The sequence below is a fragment of the Janibacter sp. CX7 genome, from assembly GCF_024362365.1.
Taxonomy (GTDB): domain Bacteria; phylum Actinomycetota; class Actinomycetes; order Actinomycetales; family Dermatophilaceae; genus Janibacter.
The window spans coordinates 2,289,844-2,311,391 of the sequence record NZ_CP101464.1; the positions used below are offsets into that span (position 1 = coordinate 2,289,844).

The 21,548-nt window shown below is 74.9% G+C and carries 16 protein-coding genes; 5 read left to right on the forward strand and 11 right to left on the reverse strand.

Annotated features, from left to right (window positions below):
* Positions 1 to 122: 122 nt before the first annotated feature.
* From NMQ01_RS11280 to NMQ01_RS11290, 3 genes are read right to left on the reverse strand one after another with little or no spacing between them, the layout of a single operon-like run.
* Complete coding sequence (locus NMQ01_RS11280; protein WP_255184023.1) at positions 123 to 1,595, reverse strand: DUF5719 family protein; 1,473 nt, start codon at positions 1,593 to 1,595, stop codon at positions 123 to 125.
* Positions 1,592 to 4,663, reverse strand: coding sequence for a glycosyltransferase (locus NMQ01_RS11285; protein ID WP_255184024.1), 3,072 nt, complete (start codon positions 4,661 to 4,663; stop codon positions 1,592 to 1,594). Before NMQ01_RS11285 ends, NMQ01_RS11280 begins: the two co-directional genes overlap by 4 nt.
* Before the next feature lie 14 nt (positions 4,664 to 4,677).
* The gene (locus tag NMQ01_RS11290; protein ID WP_255184025.1) at positions 4,678 to 4,947 is read right to left on the reverse strand and encodes a WhiB family transcriptional regulator; all 270 of its coding nucleotides are present in this window, start codon (positions 4,945 to 4,947) and stop codon (positions 4,678 to 4,680) included.
* 176 nt (positions 4,948 to 5,123) lie between these two features.
* Here NMQ01_RS11290 and NMQ01_RS11295 point away from each other — a divergent pair, with 176 nt between their 5' ends.
* Positions 5,124 to 5,951 (forward strand): 2-phospho-L-lactate transferase CofD family protein, encoded by an 828-nt coding sequence (locus NMQ01_RS11295; protein WP_303707806.1) that lies wholly within the window; start codon positions 5,124 to 5,126, stop codon positions 5,949 to 5,951.
* Between the two features lie 157 nt (positions 5,952 to 6,108).
* On the opposite strand, the gene NMQ01_RS11300 is transcribed toward NMQ01_RS11295, so the two are convergent.
* On the reverse strand, positions 6,109 to 7,035 hold the full coding sequence (locus NMQ01_RS11300; protein ID WP_255184026.1) for a DNA-3-methyladenine glycosylase: 927 nt from the start codon (positions 7,033 to 7,035) through the stop codon (positions 6,109 to 6,111).
* 41 nt (positions 7,036 to 7,076) lie between these two features.
* Between NMQ01_RS11300 and NMQ01_RS11305 the strand changes: the two genes are divergently transcribed.
* A complete protein-coding gene (locus NMQ01_RS11305; protein ID WP_255184027.1) occupies positions 7,077 to 7,895 on the forward strand; it encodes an aminoglycoside phosphotransferase in 819 nt (272 codons plus the stop codon).
* Between the two features lie 77 nt (positions 7,896 to 7,972).
* On the opposite strand, the gene NMQ01_RS11310 is transcribed toward NMQ01_RS11305, so the two are convergent.
* Genes NMQ01_RS11310 through NMQ01_RS11325 form a run of 4 tightly spaced genes read right to left on the reverse strand, consistent with a single transcriptional unit; the run spans position 7,973 to position 13,918 of the window.
* Entirely contained in the window at positions 7,973 to 8,821 is an 849-nt protein-coding gene (locus NMQ01_RS11310; RefSeq protein ID WP_255184028.1) for a methyltransferase domain-containing protein, read from the reverse strand.
* Positions 8,822 to 8,823: 2 nt separating this feature from the next.
* Complete coding sequence (locus tag NMQ01_RS11315; protein ID WP_255184029.1) at positions 8,824 to 9,846, reverse strand: lysylphosphatidylglycerol synthase domain-containing protein; 1,023 nt, start codon at positions 9,844 to 9,846, stop codon at positions 8,824 to 8,826.
* A complete protein-coding gene (locus NMQ01_RS11320; RefSeq protein ID WP_255184030.1) occupies positions 9,843 to 11,744 on the reverse strand; it encodes a glycosyltransferase in 1,902 nt (633 codons plus the stop codon). Before NMQ01_RS11320 ends, NMQ01_RS11315 begins: the two co-directional genes overlap by 4 nt.
* A 32-nt stretch (positions 11,745 to 11,776) precedes the next feature.
* Positions 11,777 to 13,918 carry a hypothetical protein gene (locus tag NMQ01_RS11325; RefSeq protein ID WP_255184031.1) on the reverse strand — a complete coding sequence of 714 codons (2,142 nt, stop codon included), beginning with the start codon at positions 13,916 to 13,918 and terminating at the stop codon, positions 11,777 to 11,779.
* A gap of 49 nt (positions 13,919 to 13,967) precedes the next feature.
* Here NMQ01_RS11325 and NMQ01_RS11330 point away from each other — a divergent pair, with 49 nt between their 5' ends.
* A complete protein-coding gene (locus tag NMQ01_RS11330) occupies positions 13,968 to 14,681 on the forward strand; it encodes a TIGR03089 family protein (protein ID WP_255184032.1) in 714 nt (237 codons plus the stop codon).
* Positions 14,682 to 14,717: 36 nt separating this feature from the next.
* Here NMQ01_RS11330 and NMQ01_RS11335 read toward each other — a convergent pair whose 3' ends face one another.
* Positions 14,718 to 16,328 carry a peptidoglycan-binding protein gene (locus NMQ01_RS11335; protein WP_255184033.1) on the reverse strand — a complete coding sequence of 537 codons (1,611 nt, stop codon included), beginning with the start codon at positions 16,326 to 16,328 and terminating at the stop codon, positions 14,718 to 14,720.
* Between the two features lie 297 nt (positions 16,329 to 16,625).
* Here NMQ01_RS11335 and NMQ01_RS11340 point away from each other — a divergent pair, with 297 nt between their 5' ends.
* Both NMQ01_RS11340 and NMQ01_RS11345 read left to right on the forward strand, forming a co-directional pair.
* On the forward strand, positions 16,626 to 17,447 hold the full coding sequence (locus tag NMQ01_RS11340; RefSeq protein ID WP_255184034.1) for a CoA transferase subunit A: 822 nt from the start codon (positions 16,626 to 16,628) through the stop codon (positions 17,445 to 17,447).
* Position 17,448: 1 nt separating this feature from the next.
* Positions 17,449 to 18,087 carry a CoA transferase subunit B gene (locus NMQ01_RS11345; protein WP_255184035.1) on the forward strand — a complete coding sequence of 213 codons (639 nt, stop codon included), beginning with the start codon at positions 17,449 to 17,451 and terminating at the stop codon, positions 18,085 to 18,087.
* Between the two features lie 66 nt (positions 18,088 to 18,153).
* Here NMQ01_RS11345 and NMQ01_RS11350 read toward each other — a convergent pair whose 3' ends face one another.
* Both NMQ01_RS11350 and NMQ01_RS11355 read right to left on the reverse strand, forming a co-directional pair.
* Entirely contained in the window at positions 18,154 to 20,337 is a 2,184-nt protein-coding gene (locus tag NMQ01_RS11350) for a SpoIID/LytB domain-containing protein (RefSeq protein WP_255184036.1), read from the reverse strand.
* Between the two features lie 18 nt (positions 20,338 to 20,355).
* The gene (locus NMQ01_RS11355) at positions 20,356 to 21,336 is read right to left on the reverse strand and encodes a glycosyltransferase family 2 protein (RefSeq protein ID WP_255184037.1); all 981 of its coding nucleotides are present in this window, start codon (positions 21,334 to 21,336) and stop codon (positions 20,356 to 20,358) included.
* Positions 21,337 to 21,548: the final 212 nt, after the last annotated feature.

Sequence of the window (21,548 nt, forward strand, 5' to 3'; positions counted from 1 at the left end):
AGTGGGCCCCAGCGCACCCCCATACATCGACCCAGCGCCAGGGGCCGCGAGTCGATGTATACGAGTGGGCCCCAGCGCACCCCCATACATCGACCCAGCGCCGAGAGCCGCGGGCGCGCGCGTCAGCGGGCGCGGACGACGGGGACGTCGCGGACGGCGACGCGCGAGGGCAGCAGCGGCACCGACGCGGCGCCGACGGTCTGGGCCCCGGGCGGGCTGAGGTAGAGCACGGCGGCGTGGACCCGGCCTTCGTCCGGCCGCACCCACACGGCGTCCGCGTCACCCAGGGGCAGCGCCTGGCTGTGCGCGTCGTCGAGCTCGAGCTCCTCGGTCGTCACCTCGCCGTCGCGGGAGACGAGGACGTCGACCTGCGCCGGCCCGTCCGCGGCGGTCACCTCGACGAAGCGCCGCGAGACGTCCTCGGGCACCCGGGGCAGGGCCGCCCCGCCGAGCGAGCCGAAGGCCGGTGTCGCCACCGACCAGGCCATGTCCCGGCGCTCCCCCGCACCGGTGGTCTCGGTCCACGCCGCGGCCACGACCGGCTCGTCGGACTCGACGACCCACGAGCGCATGCCGTCGGCGAGCGGCAGCTCGACGTCGACGGCCTCGCCCGCCGGCACCGTGACGACCTTGGCGCTGCGTGCCGGGTCCTCGCTCAGCCGGCGGACCTGCACGACGGCCTCCCGGTCGCCGGGTGCGGCGATGACGATGCCGCGCCCGGAGCCGTTGGCATTGCCCGGTAGGACGAGTCGGCGCGCCGGCGCCGCCGTGGGGCCGACGACGTCGAGGCCCGCCGGCGTCAGGCCGTCGAGGTGGTGGTCGACGATCGCGGGCGAGACGAGCCCGCCCGTGCTCGTCACGTGCACGGCCTGGGGCGCGGCCGTCCCACCGATGCTGTCGAGGAGGACGACGTTGCGTCCGCCCGCGGGGACGACGACGGAGCGGCCGGGACCGTCGGAGCCGCCCCCCTTCGCGCCCACGACGTCGACCTGCACGGTGACGGCATTGCCGCCGGGGTTGGTCAGGACGAGCCGCTCCTGGCGCCCCTTGTCCCCGCCGCCGGCGACGAGCCAGGCGTCGGCGGTCGGCGCGGTGCACGGGAGCGCGGCGAGGCCCTGGACGTCGCCGTCGGTCGCGGTGAGGCTCTGCGTCGCGACGAGCCCGGGCGCCCGCTCGCCGGTGCCACGGACACGAAGGGGGTCGGACCGCAGGTCGTCGTCGGAGACGTCGGTCGGGCCGCTCGTCGAGGAGTCGCGCGGGACGCCGCTGGCCGCCTTGGACAGCGGGTCGATGGTGATCCGGCCGGGGTCGTCGGCGGGCCGCACGACGCCCTCGAGCACGTCCGCAGGCGCGGCGTGGGCGTCGACGGACCCGCTGACGTCGACATCAGGGGTCTCGTCGTCACCGCCGGCGAAGGGGTCGCCCGGACAGTAGCTCGTCGTCAGGGTCGTCGCCGCGCTGGACGCGCCGCCGGACGGTGGGGTGGCGTCCGGCGCGGCGCCGAGTCGGTCGGCGCCGACGACGAGGCCGGCGGCGGCAGCCGCCACGACGACTCCTCGGGCCACGGGGGCGGCCCACGGTCGGGACTCGCTCATCGCTCGTCCTCCTCCTCGGGGTCGGGACGGCGCTCGGTCGGCAGGGCGAGGTAGAGGGCCAGGAGCAGGGCCAGGCCCTGGGCGGCCTTCCACCACGGGTGTCCGGCCCCGACCGCGACGCTCACCTCGTCGGTGCCCTCGGGCAGCTCGTAGGTCGGGACGGCGCTGTGGGTCTGCGCCCGCAGCAGTCGACCATCGGCGCGCACCTGGACCCGGTCGCTCCAGTCGAGCGACTCGGCGACGGTGAGAATGTCGGCCTTCGCGATCGCGACGTCGCCACCGGTGTCGCCGTGCGGACCCTCGACGGCCACGGCGTCGCTCGTGCGCGCGGTCGTCACGCGCACCCGCGAGGGCACCGACTCGTGGGTGACCTCGGAGCGCACGGCCCAGGTCGTCGTGCCGGCACTCGACCCGAGCCGGCTCAGGCCGGGCGAGGCGTCGACGAGGCGGCGCTGCGCCTGCGTCGGGTCCACGACGACGAGGTGCGAGACGGCGTGCTCGGCAAGGACGTCGCTCGCGGCACGCGTGCCCTCCCCCGCGCCCAGGAGCTGGGCCACCGCAGCAGCGACCTCCTCCTCCCCGGGGACCGGTTCGCCGACCACGGGCAGGTCGCGCACGAGGGCGCCGGGCTCGTCGCCGACGAGGCGGTAGACCACGCCCTCGTCGGTCGGCTCGACGACGAGTGCGCGCGACCCGAGCGACCCCTCGGCGGCGGCGACGGCCACGAGCGGCCGCGGCTCGCGCCACGTGGTCAGGTCGTCGCCGTAGGAGTGCTGGCCGACGACGACACCACTGCCGACGGCGGCGACGAGCAGCGCGAGGGCCGGCAGGGCCAGCCAGGCGCGAGCACCGCTGCCGCGCAGTCGGTCCGGGAGCGTGTCGGAGGCGATGAGCACCGCGACGAGGGCGGCGCCGACGAGGACGATCTGCCCGAGGCCGGCCCAGGCGGTGAGCGCTGCGCTCGGGTCGGGCGCCCCAGCCGGGCGATGGCCGAGGACGAGGTGGGGCGCGCCGAGGGCCCAGGCGAGGCCGAGCAGGCCGACGAGACCCGCGAGCCACGACCCGGCACGACGGCCGGGCACGAGCAGGGCGAGCAGGCCGATCGCGAGGACGGCCGCGGTCCACCACGTGGTCGGGGCGCCACCGGGCAGCTGCCCGAGGGCCAGGTCGGTCGCGGAGGTGCTCAGCTGGACGTCGGTCATGCCCCACCCGGTGAGCAGCCGGCGCGGCTGCTCCTGCAGGGCGAGCAGCCACGGACCGGCGAGGGCGAGCGGCACGACGGCGAGCGTGATCCCGCGGGCCCGGCGACGCGAGTCACCGCCGACGAGCAGGACGAGACCGACGGCGACGAGCACCACTCCCACGACCGGCACGACGGTCGCGAGCAGGGCGCCCCACAGGGCGGTGCGCACGGTGTCGCTGTAGGTGGTCGTGCGTCGGCCGGCCCGCACGAGACCGGCCGCGATCCGCGGCAGCAGCACGAGGGCGAGGAGCGCGCCGATCCGCCCTTCGCCCACGGCGAGTGCGGCAGGCGCGGTCGTCACCCAGGCGAGTGCGGCGGCCGCGCGCACCCAGCGGTGCGTCGACCAGGTGCGGCCCGCCGTCCAGGCGGTGGCCGCGGCGAGCGGCAGGGCGGTGACGACGAGGAGGGCCAGCACGACGCCGGCCGGCGAGTGGCTGGCCCCGAGACCGGGGATCCACGACACGAGGCGCGAGAGCAGCGAGAGCACGACGAGCGCGGGGCTCTGCTCCGTGCCGGAGCCCCAGCCCTGGCCGTGCCAGGCCATCCACCAGCTGTCCCACAGCTGGCCCGCCGTCGCGCGCCCGCCGAGGAGCTCGCCGCCGACGAGGCCGAAGTCGGTGCGGTGGCGCAGCTCGCCGGTGATGTGCCGTGCCGACCACATCGACAGGCCGCCGGCGAGGAGCACGAGCCACGGGAGGGGGTGGGTCAGCCAGCCGCCCTTGCGCTCGACCTCGAGCGAGCGGGCGTCGACGACGGGGTCGCGGCCGACACCGCTGCGGGCGTCGTCGACGATGCGTCGTCGGGCGTCGGCCGGGGTGACGAAGAGGGCGTCGAGGTCGCTGCGAGAGACCTCGCGGGGCGCCCGCCCACGCAGCCGCGAGCGCAGCGTGCGCAGGTCGAGGGCGGCCGGCAGCGAGGCGAGCTCGTCGGCACCCATGCCGGGCCGCTTGAGCACGACGAGCCCGAGGCCGACGACGAGGCTCGACAGGGCGATCCACAGCGCGAGGAAGGGCGCGGTCGCCACGTGGGCGCGGGTGAGCGCGGCCCGTCGCGCCTGGCGGCGGTGCTCGGTCGTCGGGCGGCGCTCCGCGGCCGTGGGCCGCACCGCGACCTTGGCCTCGGGGACGATGACGACTCGTCGACCCGCGCGTTGCGAGCGCCAGCCGAGGTCGAGGTCGCCCCCGAGGTCGCCGAGCGCGGGGTCGTGGCCGTCGAGACGCTCGTAGGTCTCGCGGTCGAGCAGCAGCCCGTCGAGCGGGGCGGCGATCGCGTCGATGTCGGCGTCGTGCTGGCCCTGGTCGGTCGTGCCGGCGACCGGGTGCGGGACGATCCGCCCGGCGCGGGTCACCTGAAGGCCCATCCGCACGATCCGGCTCGGGTCGCGCTCGTCGACGAGCTTGGGAGCAGTCATGCCGACCCCGCGGCCGGTCGCCGCGACGAGGCGGCGCAGCGCCTCGGGGTGGGGGCGTGCCCGCGAGGTGAGGATCCAGACGAGGTCGCGTCCGACGTCGGCCTTCGGGAGCCGGTCGATCATCGCGGGGAGGATGCGCCGCAGACCGCGGCGGGGGCCCAGCGTCGTCGTCAGGACGTCGATGCCGGCCTCGTCGACCGGAGCGAGGAGGTCGCTCGTGTCACCGAGCCCGTCGATGGCGCCGTCGACGAGGAGGAGTCGGTCCGGCAGTCGGTCCTGGGCGAGGAGGGCGCTCAGGACCTGGCCGGTGGCTTCACGGGTGCGTGCGACGACGACCGCGGTGACGGTCGCCGGTGGGGCCGTCGTCCGCCGAGAGGGGGTGGCGGGGGTTGACGTGGGGCTGGGCTGCGTCACGACCTCGCCGACGGTCAGACCGCGCGCTTCTTGAGCTTGCGGCGCTCTCGCTCCGACAGGCCGCCCCAGATGCCGAAGCGCTCGTCGTGCTCGAGGGCGTACTCGAGGCACTCCTGGCGCACCTCGCACCCGACGCAGACCTTCTTGGCCTCGCGGGTGGAGCCGCCCTTCTCCGGGAAGAAGGCCTCCGGGTCCGTCTGGGCGCAGAGCGAACGCTCCTGCCAAGACAGCTCCGTGGACTCGTCGTCGATGTCACCACCGGTGATCAGCTGAAGTTCGTGCATGGTCCCTCCTCGACCTCGGCACTCGACCCTGTACTTCACGTCACACCGTCTGGCGGCCTGACATGTCTGTAATTACATGCGTGTCATGCGTGCGTCGTCAAGCCGAGCAGGCTATGGAGCGGCGAACGGTCCACCGCTGCACTGGCCTCCGACGCCCGGCTGAGAACATGTCTCCCATGCGCATCACCGTGATCTCCGGCGGGCCCGCCGGCGCCCCCTTCGTCCGCGGCCTCGCCGACCACCTCGCCACCTCGCCCGGCGCCGACGAGGTGACCGTGGTGGCCAACACCGGCGACGACATCTCGCTCGGCGGGCTGCGCCTGTCCCCCGACGTCGACGGCCTGCTCGCCGCGCTCTCCGACGTCCCGTCGACCGCCGATACCTCCGTGGTCACCGACGAGCTCGGCGCCCTCGGCGTCCTGCCGGCGTGGTTCCCGGTCGCCGACCGCGAGGTCGCCACCCACCTCGCCCGCACCGCCTGGCTGGGCCGGGGCGCCACCCCGAGCGAGGTCACCGCACGCCTGGCCGAGCGGCACGGCCTCCCGGCGAAGGGGGTCCGGCTGCTGCCGATGAGCGACGTCCCCGTCGAGACGCACGTCGTCCTCGACGACGAGGAGGGCCAGAGCGCCGTCCACGTGCAGCAGTGGCGTCACGAGCTCGGCCGCCCCGCCGCCACGCGCTTCGTCGTCGCGGGCATGGACCGCGCCGCCGCGGCCCCCGGCGTCCTCGACGCCGTCCGCGAGGCCGACCTCGTCGTCCTCGCCCCCGGCGACCCCGTGCTGTCGATCGGCATCGTCCTCGGTGTCCCCGGCGTCCGCGATGCCCTGCGCGGCACCTCGGCGAAGATCGTCGGCGTCACCCCCGACCTCACCGACCTCGGCCCCTCCCTCGCCGCCGTCGGCCTCGAGCCCACCGCCGACGCCGTCTCCGCCCTGTACCGCGACCTGCGCGCCACCTGGCTCCCCGCCGACGCCTCCCCCGCCGACGTCCTCACGCACGCCTGACCCGCGGGTGCAGCTGAAGGAGCGGACGACACCGGGGTGGCCCGACTCATGGGCGAAGCCGGCCGACGGACCGACGCACGCTGCGGGGAGACCCGCCGGCTTCGTCCTTAGGGCCACCCCGGTCGTCGTCCGCGACGGAGACCGATCCGACCCGGGCTCAGAAGCGCGTCGGGAGGTGCGTGGGCAGGGAGCGGCGCGGGCCGCGTCGGGGTCGGTGGCCGGCGGTGGCGGTGATGACGACCTGGGCCCGGTAGCGCTGACCGGCGTAGGGCTCGAGCAGCTCGGCCATGCGGGCGTCGTCGCCGACGACGCCGTCGAGGGCGAGGGTGACGTCCTTGGCGACGTGGTAGTCGCCGAAGCTCGGTGAGTCGGCGTCGCCCAGTGCCCGCTGGGCGACCTCCGCAGCGGTCCAGACGCCGACGCCGGGGAGCGAGCGCATCCGCGCGTGGGCCTGCTCCAGCGGCAGGTCGGCGCACTCGTCGAGGCGACCGGCGACCCGCATCGCGGTGACGACGACCCGCGAGCGGGCGCCGTCGACGCCGGCGCGCAGCCACGCCCACGACGGGATCCGGGCCCACTCCGCGGCGGTCGGCGGGCAGACGAGACCGAGCTCCTCCCCCGGCCCGGGCGCCGGCGAGCCGAAGCGCCGCACCAGCTGCCGCTGGCTGCTGAAGGCCTCGCGACCGGTGACCTTCTGCTCGAGGACGGAGCACACGAGCATCTGGGCGACGAGCCCGTTGGCCGGGACCCGCCAGGTGCGCAGCCGCGGCCACCCACGCGCGACGAGGTCGTGGTGCGGGACGAAGCCGCTCGGGTCGTCGCGCCCCCCGACGAGGTCCGGCAGCCGGTCGAGGATCCAGTCGGCACCGTCTCCCCACGCCGAGGCGACGACCTCACCCCCTTCGTCGGTCAGGAGCAGGGTCACCGTGCCCGCCGGCGTCGTCCACGCGAACCACCAGTCGCGGCCCGCCCGGTGGCTCGTCGGGTCACCGCCACCCCGGACGAAGGGGGGCAGCACCAGTCCGAGGTCGACGGGCGCGGGCGGGCGGTGGCACCGCGTCGTCGGGTCGGGGTGGCTGGTCACGCCGACGATTGTGCCGGTCGCAGGTGACATAGCGTGAGGCCATGCGACCGACCGAGCACGTGCTCGACATGTTCGCGGTGCCGGGCGCCCTCGAGCCCGTGACCGGCGGGCAGGGCCGCAGTGTGCGCGCCGGCGACCTGCTCCTCTCCCCCGGCCGCGAGCCGCGCGTCCAGGACCGGCTCAGCCCACCGCTCGCCCGGCTCGCCGTCGAGCTCGACACCCGGCCCGGGCGGGACCACCGGGACCTGCGGATCGCGATGCCGGTGCCCGCGCGCGACGGCAGCTGGGTCGTCGACGGGTGGGCCGCCACGCGCTACGAGCCCGGCACCCTCCCGCTCACCGACCTCACGGCCACGCTCGCGGTCGGTGCCGTGCTGCACGCGGAGCTCGCCCGGGCGGTCACCGCGTGGCCCCTCGGCGACGAGCCACCGATAGGACGCTGGGCCGTGGCCGAGCGGGTGGCCTTCGGCGAACGCCCGCTCCCCGACGACGCCCTCGACGCGGAGGGCCGGGACCTGCTCGCCCGCCTGGCCGCAGCCCGTGACGACACCGACCTCGGGCCCGCGCAGCTCGTCCACGGCGACCTCGCCGGCAACGTCCTGCTCGACCCGCAGGGGGCCCCGGTCGTCATCGACGTCTCGCCCTACTGGCGGCCGGCGCTGTGGGCGCAGGCCGTCGCGGTGCTCGACGCGGTCATGCGCTCCCTCGCACCCGCACACGTCATGGACGAGTGGGCCACCGGTCGGCGCGGGCAGGCGATGCTGCGGGCGGCGATCTTCCGCCTCCTCAGCGACCGACCGGCGGACCTGCCCGCCTACGAGTCGGCACTCGGCTCGCTGCTCGCGAGGAGTGCGCGCTGACCCGTGTCACCCCGCGCGGGCCCGTGTCACCCCAAACGGTGACGCGGGCGCGCAGAGGGTGACACGGGTCGGTCTGGTCAGCGCTTGCGGAAGGTCAGCAGGATGAAGGTGTAGTCGAGGTCGACCCTCGACCAGTGCACCGGGCGTTCGCTGTGCGCCAGCGTCGCGTCGTCGACGGTGCCGACGAGCTCGAGACCGTGGCGGTCGGCGAGCGCGACGAGCTCGCGGATCTCCTCGGGCGAGAAGATGTGGACCTGCGAGCCGTAGATGACCTTGCCCGTCGTGTCCGGCGGGTCCTGGTCGTAGTCGGTCGAGACGACGAGCACGCCACCGGGGCGCAGCAGGCGCGCCGACTCGGAGACGAAGCCCTCGAGCGGCACGCCGTGCTCGATGACCGACATGCACGTGATCGCGTCGAGGTGGGCCGTCGGCAGACCCGTGTCGGTGACGTCGCCGTAGCGGAAGGCCACCCCGTCGCGGGTCACCTGCGACCCGAACTCGAGGTTGATGCCGATGAGCGAGCCGGGCGCGGCACCGAAACCGTAGAGCCGCAGCCACGGCAGCACCGGCGAGTAGCGGGCGCTGCCGGCGTCCATGACCCGCGCGCTGCGGGTGCCGTCGTCGGCGAGGTCGAGGACGGCGGCGACGGCGCCGAGGGCGTCCCAGTTCTTCGGCAGGTCACGGTGCAGCGGCAGGCGCAGGCGCTTGGCCTCGGCGACGGCCCGCCGCCACGTCGCGCCGTCGGTGAGCACGGCGGTCGGCGGCACGGTCGTCGGCGCGGGACGACCCCCCTTCGCCCGGGCCTCGAGCCGTCGCTGGACGGCGACCCGACCCCACAGGAGGTGCTCGGCCCCGCGCTTGGCGACGGCCAGCAGACGCCCGCCGGGGGGCGCCGCGACCTGGCCGGAGGTCGTGGGATCGGACATGGTCAGTCTCCTTGCGGGGAGGGTGTCGGGTCGGGGCCCGCCGTCCCGGGGGACGAAGGGAGCAGATGGTGCGTCTTCGCCCAGAGCCAGCCGATGGCCGCCCACACGACGTCCGCGAGGACGGTGAGGAATCGGGCGACGACGACGACGGCCGTCGCCGCGGACACCGGCATCGTCGTCGCCAGCAGCACGACGAGGACGACGTCGCGCACGCCGACGCCGGCGGGCACGACGATGCTGAACATCCCGATCCCGGCCGCGAGCAGGTAGCCCGAGACGGCGACGAGGAGCAGGCGGGAGGCGTCGGCGTCGTCGGGCGCGAGGTTGCGCGCCATGACCCACACCGACAGGCCGCCGACGAGCCACGAGGTGGCGAACCACAGGCTCGACAGGCCGACCGCAGCGTGGGTGAGGTCGTGCTCGAGCGGGTCGCGGCGCAGCAGGCGAAGCATCGTGCGGATGCCGAGGTTGAGCACCGGGGGCCACAGCAGCACCCCGAGGACGGCGATGATGGCCAGCAGGACCCACCACGGCACGACCGCGTCGCCGCGGGTGAGCAGCACCGGCAGTGCCGGCAGGCCGAGGATCATGCCGGTGAGCGCGGAGAGGGCGATCGTCAGCAGGCCGACGATCGCCGTGCGTCGCCGGGGCACGCCGAGCCGGTGGGCCATGTCGGTCTGGACGACGACCGACCACACCGAGCCGGGCAGGTACTTGCCGAGCTGGCCGACGAAGAAGACCCCGCTCGCCGGCGCGATGTGCAGCCGTGAGCCGAGGTCGGCGAGCAGCACCCGCCACCCGAGCACCGTGAAGAAGGGCGAGAGCATCGCCAGGCCGGTCGCGGCGAGGAGGGTCACGGGTCCGATGCGTCCGAGGTCGCCGCGCACCTCGGCCCAGTTGCGCCACAGCGCGATGCCGACGGCGACGAGGACGAGGACGAGGAAGCCGATGCGCAGCACGTCGAGCGCGCGCTTGCGCGTCGTGCGCCCGGGCGCCGGGGGCGCCCCCGCCTCGTCGCGGTTCATCGGCGTCGCAGGGTGAGCCGGACGAGGGCGTGCGCCGCGTCGGGGTCGGCGCTCACGCGCGAGGCGTGCCGCAGCCGGGCCGTGAGGTCTCCGTCGACGTCGCCGACGAGGGCGAAGCCGACGTCGGCCGCGCGCGCGATGACCGCCCGCAGGTCGGCCGCTCCGCCGATGACGTCGTCGCCCTGACCACCCACGGGCAGGGTCAGGCACAGCAGGCCGCCGGAGCGCAGCGCCCACCCGGCCTGGGTGAAGGTCTCGTCGATGTCGGCGGCGGAGGCGTCGTCCGGGTGCAGCCGGGTGACGACGTCGAGGGTCGCGGTGTCGACGTCGAGCAGCGTCATCGACGAGCGGGCGCCGGTGAGCTCGACCTCGACCGGCGCGTAGCCGGCGGCCCGGGCCCAGCGGCCGAAGGGGGACCCGCTGCCGGATGCGTCGATGATCAGGGCCTCGCGCCGGCCCTCGTCGCGCATGCCGATGAGCACCTCGAGGGCACCGAGCGCGGCCCACTCGCTGATCTCGTCGGCGCCGCGCGGCAGGCCGAGGTCGCGGGCCAGCTCGCGGGCGCGGCGGGCCTCGTCGTCGTGGGCGAGGACGTCGGTGGCGCGCAACCACGAGGGGAAGTCGCCGGGGGTCAGCTCGAGGCGCGGGCGCCGCCGGTCGCGGGCGAGCCGGGCGAGGGCGACGACGTCCTCGGCGCGGTCGGCGACGCGCCCCAGGCGCGACTGGCGTCGCACGGGCGCGGCGAGCGTCGGGTCGGCGAGGACGTCGGGGGCGCTCAGGGCCTCGAGGGTGCCGACGTAGCGGGCCCAGGGGGCCTGCAGGTCGGGTGGGGTGACCCCGGCGCGCAGGCGGGCGACCTCGTCGGGGTCGCGCAGCCGCTCGAGCACGGCGACGATCGCGTCCTCGTCCTCGGGCGGCACGAGGTGCCCGTCGACGCCGTCGTCGACCTGGTCGCCGAAGGTCCCCACGTCGGAGGCGAGGACGGCCAGCCCGTGCTGGTGCGCGAGCAGGACATTTTGGCTCGCGGTGGCGCTGCGATAGGTGAGGGAGAGCACGTCGTGCTGCGCGAGCAGCGGGGCGATCCGCTCGGCGGGGACGTAGCCGCTGTGGATCTGCACCCGGTCGCGCAGGCTGCGGTGCTCGGCCAGCCGCCGGATCTCGTCGCCGGCGTCGCCCCAGATCTCCCCTGCGACGGTGAGCGTCACGTCGGGCACGCGGAGCATCGCCCGCATGAGGACGTCGATGCCCTTGTAGCCCCGCACGAGGCCGAGGGCGAGCAGCCGGGCCGGGCCGCGGTGCTCGGGGCGCTCGACGGGCTCGCCGCCCGGCAGGTGCGGCGGCAGGTCGGTGACGACGACGTGCTCGGCGTCGAGCTCGCGGGCGAGCCGGGACTGCTCGGCGGAGTGGACGACGACCGCGTCGACCCGGCGGAAGAAGGTGCGCATGAGCGCCGCGTCACCGGGGTGCGGCTCGTGCGGCAGGACGTTGTGCGCGATGACGACGCTGCGCGGCCCGCGCCCGGTCATCGCGGTGCGCCCGACGCCGGCGGCCCGCAGCAGGGTGAGGTGCAGCGGCACGACGGGCGGGATGACGTGCACGACGACGATGATGTCGACGTCGCGCAGCCGCCGCCCGGCCCGCACGAGCGAGTCGGGGCGGGCCCACGACAGCGCCCGCACCGTGCGGGGGAAGGGCGGCACGTCCGGGTCCCCCGAGCTCGGCACGGACTGCTCGCCGGGGTAGAAGAAGCTCGGGTAGAGGTGGCTCCACGACACGAGCGTCACGTCGTGACCGGCCGCCTCGAGCTCGTGGGCGAGGGTCGTCGTGTGCGAGGCGACGCCGCCCTTGTAGGGGTGCGTCGGCCCGACGACCGCGATCTTCAACGTGGCGTCATCCATGTCGTGGGCAGCCTATGCGACGGTCCCCCGGGTCACCGGGCGACACGACCCGTCCACACGGTGAGGTGCAACGGGTCCAGCCGCTCGGGGCGGGTCGTCAGCACGTGGGGGTCCTCCATGAGGGTCGTGTCGAGCACCGTGCGCACGTCCGTCGCGCCGATGTCGTCCAGGCTGGCGCGCTCCCGGTGGGCCACGAGGAGCAGCCGGCCACCCCGCTCGCGCACCCGCTCGTCGAGCCGCTCGGCTGCGGCCCGCACCTGCTGCGGGTCGTCGCGCAGCCGGCCCGTCGTCGCGATGCTCGGCACGCCGCACATGCCGCGAGTGATCTGGGTCCAGTGGTTGACCGCCCAGTCGTCGACGGCGAGGACGACGTCGCCCGGCGCGAGGGCGTCGCAATAGGTCCGGGCGGCCGCCAGTCCCCCGTCCTCGACGCGCTCCGTGCGGTGCGGCCAGGTCGCCAGGGCCGTGGGCACGGCGGTGACGGCGAGCGCGACGGCGAGGACCGCGCCGCCGATGGCTCGCCCGTGCCGGGCACCGGCCCACCGTCCGGCCCACACGGCGCCGGCGACGGCCAGGACGATCGCGAGCGGCAGCGCGACGAGCAGGCGCCGGTCCGCCCACGGGTGGTCGGGGGTGATCCCCGGGCGCCACAGCGTGAGCAGCGTCGAGCCGGTCGTGACGACGAGGGCCGGACCCCACGACGGGAGGGGTACCCCCTTCGCCCACCAGGTACCGAGGGCACGCCACAGGCCGGCGAGGACGACGAGCGAGATGACCACGGCCGCGGGTCCGACCCACCAGGCGAGCCAGTCGACGGAGTGCTCGGCATAGGTGCGGCCGCCGTCGACGGGCAGGCCCAGCTCGGCCTGCATCCGGGCGACGTACATCGCGCCGGGGTCGCGGGGGTCCTGCCGCACCGTCATGACGAGCGGGCGAAGGGAGAGCCCCACCCCGACGAGGACGACGAGGGCCGGGAGGAGCACCGGCAGGCTCGACGTCACCGCGACCGGCAGCGACCAGCCGCGCCGCGAGCGCCGTAGCAGCCACCAGCACAGCAGGGACATGAGGACGACGAGCCCGACGAGCGGGACGAGGGAGGCGCCGATCTCGCCGAGGTAGCGCCAGCTCATCGCCCCGGCGACGGCGAAGCCGGCGAGCGTCGTCCCGATGGCGCCGACGAGCAGGTGCCGCCCCCAGCCACGCCCGCGGGCGAGGAGGGCGGCGGCGACGGGGATGAGCAGCATCGTCTCGCGCAGGGCGTCGATGCGCACGATCGAGGTGCCGCCGACGAGCGCGCCCGCGAGCACCGCCGCTCCGGCCCACGCCCCCGAACCCCGCAAGACCCTAGGGTTTTGCGATGTCGTGGTCCCGGAACGTCGCAAGACCCTGGGGTCTTGCGACGTGTGGGGCTCGTCGGCGGCGCGGGCGAGGAGCGTCAGGGCGAGGAAGCCCGCGGCCAGGGTCAGCCCCGCCAGCGGCTCGGAGTAGGTCGAGCGCGAGGTGTGCAACCACGGGAAGCAGAGCCCGACGAGCACAGCGGCCACCGGCGCCGCCCACGGCGCGACCGTCCGGGCGACGAGCAGCCCGATCGCGAGCAGGGCGAGACCTCCGAGGACGGCCGGCGCCCACAGGGTCGGGGTCGCTCCCCCGGCCCACCACGGCAGCGAGTAGACGAGCGCGGGGCCGGGCATGAACTGCGGCTGGACCGTCGGGTCCTGCGGCGACCCGGTCTCGTAGAAGGCCGGCGACTCCAGGGTCAGCCCCTCGTCGGCGAGCGTCTGCGGTCCGCCGATCGTCTCGGGGTCGATCGCGACCGGCCGCACCCCGGTCTCGGCGAGGTAGATCGTCGCCTGCAGATAGCTCGCGGAGTCGCGCCGCGGCATGACCTGCTCGGAGTGCGTCACGCCGGTCCACACGGTGACGGCGAGCACCCCGACGACGAGGGCCGCGGCCGGCGCAGGACGAAGGGGGGTCCCCCCGGGCCGCGGGAGCAGCGCCGACAGGCGCCAGGCGAGGGCCGCGGCGATGAGCGCGGTGAGCAGGCCCACGAGCGGCACCCAGGCACCCAGCCAGGCGATGACCGCCCCGGCGAAGCCGAGGAGGAGGACCCACAGCGCCGCGGTGACGACGAGACGCTCGAGCGGCGGGGCGAGATCACGCGGGGCGGGGTCCACGGCGGCCACGCTATCCGGCGCGGGTGGGCGCGGTTCGTAGGCTGGGCGCATGCCCACTCCCGCAGAGGTCCTCGCCACCGTCAACCGCACCGACTCCGCCGCCCCGCGGATCACCTGCTACGACGACCAGCCGGGCCCGACGGCCGGAGAGCGGGTCGAGCTGTCGGGCCGCGTGCTCGGCACCTGGGTGAGCAAGGCGGCCAATGCGATGCAGGAGGAGTGGGACCTCGAGCCCGGCTCGGTCGTGCGGCTCGCGATGCGCCCGCACTGGCGCCTCCTCTACTGGGCGTGGGCCGCGTGGTCCGTCGGCGCGGTCGTCGACCTCGAGGGCGCCGGCCCCGCCGACCTCGTCGTCACCGATGACCCCGAGCGGCTGCCCGACGACGCACCCGCAGTGCTCGTGACCCGGGCAGCCCTGGCCCGCCGCGCGGACGCGCCGGTCCCCGACGGGGTGATGGACGAGGCCGCCGACCTCGCGACCCACGGCGACCTCTTCACGCCCTGGGCCGAGCCCGAGGGCGACGACACCGCCCTTCGTCTGGCCGACGAGGAGACCTCCTACGCGGACGTCGTCGACATGGCCCGCTCCGGCTCGACGATCGACGACGGCGCCCGGGTGCAGCTCGTCGACCCCTCGGCCCAGGCCCTGCTCGTCACGGCCCTGGCGGTGTGGTCCGCCGGCGGCTCGCTCGTCGTCCACCTCGGTGCGGTCGACGAGGAGACCCTCGCCCGCCGGGCGCAGACGGAGGGCGTCACCGCCTGAGCGGTGACGCCCTCCGTCGGGGTGCCGTGCCGTGGCTCAGCCGCGACGCGCGCGGACCTCGCGCTCGAGGGCCTGCCACGTGACGGCCCCGACGTAGCCGGTGCGGGAGAGCCCGTGGCGGCCCTGCAGGGCACGCACGGCGTCCTGGGTGGCGGTGCCGAACTTCCCGTCCGCGGGCAGTCCGAGGTAGCGCTGCACGAGCTCGACGGGGTAGCCGGTCGAGCCGGGCTTGAGCACCGTGCGGCGGTAGGAGAGGAAGGGGTACTGCCTCGCCTCGAGGGCTGCCCAGGTGCGCTCCTCGACGATGCCCGTCTCGCGCAGGCCCGCCGACTTCTGGAAGCTGCGGACCGCCCGCTCCGTCCCGCTGCCGAAGGCGCCGTCGACGGCCACGCCGCCGAGAGCGCGCTGCAGCACCTTGACCGCGGCGCCGCGCGCGCCGGTGGCCAGGACCGTCGAGCGCAGGTCGGCGAACTCGGTCCTGGTGACGACGACCGCCGAGGCCGGCGGCGCCGAGCCCTTGGGCGTGGTGATCTTCGGGTGCTCGGTCGTGTCCTCGGTGGCCGGGGGCGTGCCGTTCTTCGTGTAGGGGACGCCGGCGAGCGCCTTCCACACGTTGTTGGTGACGATGCCGTCGACGCGCAGCTGCTTGTCGGTCTGGAAGTTGCGCACGGCCTTCTCCGTCGCGGGCCCGAAGGCGCCGTCGACGGTGATCCGCAGGGTGCGCTGCAGGGCCTTGACCGCCTCGCCCGTCGACCCGAGGCGGATCGAGGTGTTCATGTGCTCCGCGAGGTCGCCGCCCTTGTCGTCGCCGCGGGCGGGGATCTTGCCGAGCAGGACCATGCGGTTCCACGTCGCCTCGTCGAGGACGCCGGTGACGGGCACGCCGTTGGCCTTCTGCCAGGTCTTGAGGGCCGACTCGGTCGCCGGGCCGAAGACACCGTCGGCGGTGACGCCGATGACGCCCTGGGCCAGCTGCACGTCGGGGCCGGAGGCGCCCACCCTCAGGGTCGGGTAGGAGTCCGGGTCGACGACCGGGCCGGCGGGGCCACCCGGGGTCGTCGTCACCCCGGTCCAGGCCTTGCCGGTCCACCACGACGTGCGCTGCATCGCGCCGTCCCAGCTGAAGGAGAAGTGGATGTGGTCGGTGTGCGGGCTGACGCCGTTGTAGGCACGCCAGCCGGCGCTCATGTTGTAGGTCCCCCAGATCTGGCGGTTCCAGATGATGTACATGATCCCGAAGCGGCGCGCCATGGCCGCCGGGCGGCCCTCGGCGTCGGGCGCGAGCAGCCAGGTGATGACGCCATCGGCGACCGCCCGCTCGTGGGGGTCGTAGGCGTTGAGCATCCAGTCGAGGGCACGGCCCTCGGAGTGCTCGGTCAGGCCGTAGTTGCAGGCCCGGGAGATGCCGTAGTTGAACTCGTCGTAGTGGTTGGCCATGAGCCGGGCGAAGGCGGTGACGCCGGGCTTGGGGTCCGGGTCGCACACCGACTGCGGGATGTATGGCGAGGCGACATCCAGCTCCTTCGGCAGGTTGTTGTTGACGGGAGGCTCCGGGACGGCGCTGGTCCGGGCGGTGGCCGCAGTGGCCGCGGGCAGGGTGAAGGCCGGGATGAGAGCGGCACCGACCAGGCGGACGGAACGTGACACGCGGAGGCTCCTTGGGTGGGAAGCGGGCAGGGGAACCCGACGGGCGGTGGCGTGGTGTCTCGTCCCGACCGTCTCGTCACACTCGTCACAGCGATCCCAGACATCACAGCCAGTCACTCTTATTCCACGAGTCACACAAGACACGCCAGCCCCACTGAGCTAATTACGTCCCTGTGGTTTGGGTGCGGCGGCGACCCCGGCCGTCGACGACGAGTGGCGCGGGAGCCCCCTTCGCCCCGGGATCGGTGTGGCGGGGCCCCATCCGTGGCCACGTGGCGAGGGACTACGGTCGGGACCATGGACAAGGTCGTCTCCTCACCAGCCGAGGCCGTCGCGGACATCCCCGACGGTGCCACGCTCGCGGTGGGCGGCTTCGGGCTCTGCGGGATCCCGAGCGTGCTCATCGCCCAGCTGCAGGCGAAGGGGGTGAAGGAGCTCGAGTGCGTCTCCAACAACTGCGGCGTCGACGACTGGGGCCTGGGCCTGCTCCTCCAGGGCGGCCAGATCCGCCGGATGGTCTCCTCCTACGTCGGGGAGAACAAGGAGTTCGCCCGGCAGTACCTCTCCGGTGAGCTCGAGGTCGAGCTGACCCCCCAGGGCACCCTGGCGGAGAAGCTGCGCGCCGGCGGCGCCGGCATCGCCGGCTTCTGGACCCGCACGGGCGTCGGCACCCAGATCGCCGACGGCGGCCTGCCGTGGCGCTACGACGACGCGGGCAACATCGCGATCGCCTCCCCCGCCAAGGAGACCCGCAGCTTCGCCGTCGCCTCGCGTCAGGCCGACGGCACGACGGTGACCGAGGACCACGAGTTCGTCCTCGAGGAGGCCATCGCCACCGACTTCGCCCTCGTGCGCGCCTGGAAGGGCGACCGTCACGGCAACCTCGTCTTCCGGACGACCTCGCGCAACTTCAACCCCCTGTGCGCCATGGCCGGGCGGTTGACGGTCGCCGAGGTCGAGGAGCTCGTCGAGCCGGGCGAGCTCGACCCCGACGCGATCCACCTGCCCGGCATCTACGTCCAGCGGGTCGTGCCCCTGACCCCTGAGCAGGCCGCCGACAAGCGCATCGAGAAGCGCACCGTGACGACGAAGACCGACGCGACGAAGGAAGGTGCCTGACATGGCGCGCACCCGTGAGCAGATGGCCGCCCGCGCCGCCGCGGAGCTGTCCGACGGCGACTACGTCAACCTCGGCATCGGGCTGCCCACGCTCGTGCCCAACTACGTGCCCGACGACGTCGAGATCGTCCTGCAGTCCGAGAACGGGATCCTCGGGGTCGGGGCCTACCCCGCCGACGAGGACGTCGACGCCGACCTCATCAACGCGGGCAAGGAGACGGTGACCCTGCGCAAGGGCGCCTCGATCTTCGACTCCGCCACGAGCTTCGGCATGATCCGCGGCGGCAAGGTCGACGCGGCGATCCTCGGCGCGATGCAGGTGGCCGCCAACGGCGACATCGCCAACTGGATGATCCCCGGCAAGATGGTCAAGGGCATGGGCGGCGCGATGGACCTCGTCCACGGCGCCCGCAAGGTCTTCGTCCTCATGGAGCACGTCGCCAAGGACGGCTCGCACAAGATCCTGCAGGAGTGCGAGCTGCCCCTCACCGGCAAGGGCGTCGTCCAGCGGATCATCACCGACCTCGCCGTCATCGACGTCACGCCCGACGGGCTCGTGCTGCGCGAGGTCGCCGAGGGCGTCACCGTCGACGAGGTCGTCGAGCGCACGGGCGCCCCCCTGCGCATCGAGCTCGACTGACGAGCCACCGACACACCGCGGGTCGCACCCGCACGGCGGGCACGGCCCGCGCCACGCTCACCCGGGTCAGGCATCCCTGACCCGGGTGAGCGTCGTCGATCCCACCCGAGCGCTCGGACCGAAGGCCACGACGGTGGGCCACTGAGGCTGGCGCTGGACGAGGGTGGTGACCGACGCTCCCGGAGCGGTCGTGACGACGAGGACCGGCGCGCGGTAGCCCGCCGCGAGCGCGGCATCGCTCGTGCGGTCCGACGAGGTGCGGGCGAGCACGACGCGGGTGCCGGTGTAGGAGTTGCGGAAGTACTCGGCCAGCTCCGCGGAGACGTCGCCGTGCCCGGCGCCGGCAAAGCGCATGATCCGCAGCCCGTGACCCGTGAGGTCCTGGGCGACCGCGGTGGAGATCCGGCTCGACGGGCCGAGCAGACGCACCGTCGTCACCCCGGCGCGGCGCAGCGCCGCCCGCGACTGCCACCCGACGCGGGTGGCGCCCGCCCACACGACCGGCTCGCGCCGCGGCCCCGCGACGGCGCCGAAGGCTCCGGCAGCCGGCACGCTCGCCTGCGTCGAGACGCCCGCGACGGTGATCGGCCCCTGCTGGCGCATGAGGTCGACGACGGCCGCACCCGTGGCGTCCTTGTCCGCCTGGCCGACCCGGGTGACGGTGATGCCGCGCGCCCGCAGCTGGCTGACGACGGGCGACCCGACGAGGGTCGATCCCCCGACGACGTAGGCGCGGGTGATCCGCGAGCCGCGACGGTCGAGCTCGCGGACCGTCGCCGAGGTCAGCTGCCCCCGCCCCGAGAGCAGGAGCGGCGCCCGCAGGGCACCGGCCAGGGGCCGGGCCATGACGAGGTGGGCGACGTCCTCCTCGTAGGTGCTGGCGATGACGACCGTCGACGCCGTGCTCGGCGCCGCCCGCGCGGTGGCCGCGGCGAGGTCGCTCGCGCTGCTGCCGCCCACCCGCTCGGTCGCCCGGTGGATCGACGAGGAGGACAGGCCGAGCGCCCGGCGCAGCGCCTCACCGCCGAGGCTGCGCACGGCACCGGTCGACGAGGTCGCGACGGCCGTGCGCACGGTCCCTGCCGAGGTGCGCTGGGACAGGTCGAGCCGCACGACGTCGGTCAGCCCGAAGGCCCGGGCGAGCTGGGCCCCGGTCACCGTCGTCGTCCAGCGGCGCCGGGGGTTGTCCGCGGTCGTGCTCCACGGGTCGCTCACCGAGCGCAGGTAGGGCACGGGCGTCGCGCCGGGGAAGGCGTCCTCGTTGTTGACGGTGCGGCCTCCGGAGGAGGACGAGTAGAGCGCCTCGATGAGTTGCCCGCCGTAGCGGGGGACGAAGCCGGTCGTCGCGCTGCCGCCCGCCCGCACCGCCGTCTGCCAGCGGGGCCAGAAGGAGGCCTCGCTGCCCTCGGGCACGGGTCCGTAGACCTGGTCACCGACGCCGTCGACGACGTGGCAGGCGCACTCCGCTCGCACGCCGGCCTGGACCTTGCGCAGGGCATAGCTGCGGGCCGCGGCCGCCTGCGCCTCGAGGGCCGCCTCGGGCCAGGCCCACGGCACCTCGCGCACCTGGTCGAGGTACTCGTCGGCCAGCCGCAGCTGCAGCACACCCTGGATCGTGGCCGCACCCGGTGTCGGCGTGACGACGAAGGGGGCGTGACGGTACCTCCTCGTGCCGAGCCCGAGGTCGGTGCGTGACTGGTCCCAGGTCACCTGCACCGAGGTCCCGCTCACCGAGGTCGTCGAGCAGGTCGAGCACGTGGCGGCGACCGCGCTGCCGCTGCGGCGCAGCGTGACCGACTGGCCCGCGGGCGCGGTGAGCGTGCGGCCGCCGGCGGTGACGGTCAGCTTCCCGCCGTTGGTGCCGGTGGAGCGGCCGCTCACGGTCGTCGTCGTCGCCCCGCTGACGATGTTGACGAGGATCGTCTGGGTGTCGGGCACCTGGTCGTAGGTCGTGCCGGTGTAGTAGCTCGCGAGGATCTGCCCTGCACTGCGGCCGGCCTTGGCCTGGGCGAGCGCGCCGTACTGGCTCATGCCGACCCCGTGGCCGAAGCCGCTGCCCGACAGCGTCCAGGACGCGGGGGCCGCCGAGGTCGCGGCGCTCCTGGCAGCAGCCGAGCCGGCCGCGCCGGTCGCGGCACCAGTCGGACGTGCGGAAGCCACGACCGGGGTCGCGAGCACGGCGGTCATCACGAGTGACCCCACCGCCGCGACCACGGAGCGTGCCGTACGGCCGGCGCCGAGCCTGTCCATGGACCGAGTGTCCTCCCCTCAGGTCCGGGGCGGAAGACCCTCGGACAGGTGCGCGGGGCTCGTGAGGAAGCCGATGCCCCACGCCCAGTGCATCGTCGCGATGGCGGCCGGGACCCGCACGCGCACGGCGGGGTCCTCCCCCTTCGAGATGATCCATCCACCGACGGTCACGGCCGCGGCGTACCCGGCCGGCACGAGCCAGGCGGGACGCCACGCGGCACCGAGCGCCGTCGCGGCGAGGGTGCCGGCGACCATCGTCGGCGGCGCGAGATAGCGGGCACTGGCCGTGCCGGGGTGGCGGCGGGCGACGACCCGGCGCCAGCGGCCGTAGTTGAGGTACTGGTCGGCCAGCCGGCGAAGGGAGGACCGCGGGCGATAGGTGACGACGAGCTCGGGGGTGAACCACACGCGACCACCGCTCTCGCGGATGCGGTGGTTCATCTCCCAGTCCTGGGCACGGGCGAAGTGCGGGTCGTAGCCGCCGACCCGCTCCAGCGCCGAGCGACGGAAGACGCCGAGGTAGACCGTGTCGGCCTCGCCGGCGCCACCGCCGGTGTGGAAGCGCGCTCCCCCGACGCCGAGGGGGCTCTTCATCGCGCAGGCGATCGCCCGCTCCAGCGGAGTGGTGCCGACGGCGTCCATGATCCCGCCGACGTTGTCGGCCCCGGTCTCCTCGAGGGCGGCGACAGCCCGGCTCAGGTAGTCGACGGGGATCTCGGCGTGCGCGTCGACCCGGGCGACGACCTCACCGGTCGACACGCCGATCGCCGCGTTGAGCGCGTCCGGGGTGCGGCCGCTGGGGTTGGCGACGGTGCGCACCCGCGCGTCGGCCGCCGCCAGCCGGGCCGCGACCTCGTCCGTGCGGTCGGAGGAGGGCCCGAGCGCGAGGACGACCTCGAGCTCGCCGGGCCAGTCCTGACCGAGGACCATCCGGACCGAGTCGGCGAGATGACGCTCCTCGTTGAGCACGGGCATGACGACGCTGACTCGGGGGGACACGCGCTCCAGTATGAAGGTCGTCACCGTCGCTTCATCTCGGACTCGCCGCTCTCGTCCGGCGACCTGCCAGCCTTTGCTCTTATCCTCGTCGGCATGCCTGAACGCCCCTCCCGCCCGCGTCGGCCCTCCGGCGACCGCTCGTCCGGCCGTCGGCCCGACGACGACGCGATGACCTTCGACGTCCGTCGCGGCCGTGCCGACGACGAGACCGC

What these genes read in the sequence shown, in the direction of transcription:
- NMQ01_RS11310 (WP_255184028.1), bottom strand. Translation starts at nt 8,821, where the DNA reads ATGTCCGATCCCACGACCTCCGGCCAGGTCGCGGCGCCCCCCGGCGGG.
- NMQ01_RS11350 (WP_255184036.1), bottom strand. Translation starts at nt 20,337, where the DNA reads ATGGACAGGCTCGGCGCCGGCCGTACGGCACGCTCCGTGGTCGCGGCG.
- NMQ01_RS11340 (WP_255184034.1), top strand. Translation starts at nt 16,626, where the DNA reads ATGGACAAGGTCGTCTCCTCACCAGCCGAGGCCGTCGCGGACATCCCC.
- NMQ01_RS11295 (WP_303707806.1), top strand. Translation starts at nt 5,124, where the DNA reads ATGCGCATCACCGTGATCTCCGGCGGGCCCGCCGGCGCCCCCTTCGTC.
- NMQ01_RS11305 (WP_255184027.1), top strand. Translation starts at nt 7,077, where the DNA reads ATGCGACCGACCGAGCACGTGCTCGACATGTTCGCGGTGCCGGGCGCC.
- NMQ01_RS11345 (WP_255184035.1), top strand. Translation starts at nt 17,449, where the DNA reads ATGGCGCGCACCCGTGAGCAGATGGCCGCCCGCGCCGCCGCGGAGCTG.
- NMQ01_RS11315 (WP_255184029.1), bottom strand. Translation starts at nt 9,846, where the DNA reads ATGAACCGCGACGAGGCGGGGGCGCCCCCGGCGCCCGGGCGCACGACG.
- NMQ01_RS11290 (WP_255184025.1), bottom strand. Translation starts at nt 4,947, where the DNA reads ATGCACGAACTTCAGCTGATCACCGGTGGTGACATCGACGACGAGTCC.
- NMQ01_RS11280 (WP_255184023.1), bottom strand. Translation starts at nt 1,595, where the DNA reads ATGAGCGAGTCCCGACCGTGGGCCGCCCCCGTGGCCCGAGGAGTCGTC.
- NMQ01_RS11330 (WP_255184032.1), top strand. Translation starts at nt 13,968, where the DNA reads ATGCCCACTCCCGCAGAGGTCCTCGCCACCGTCAACCGCACCGACTCC.
- NMQ01_RS11320 (WP_255184030.1), bottom strand. Translation starts at nt 11,744, where the DNA reads ATGGATGACGCCACGTTGAAGATCGCGGTCGTCGGGCCGACGCACCCC.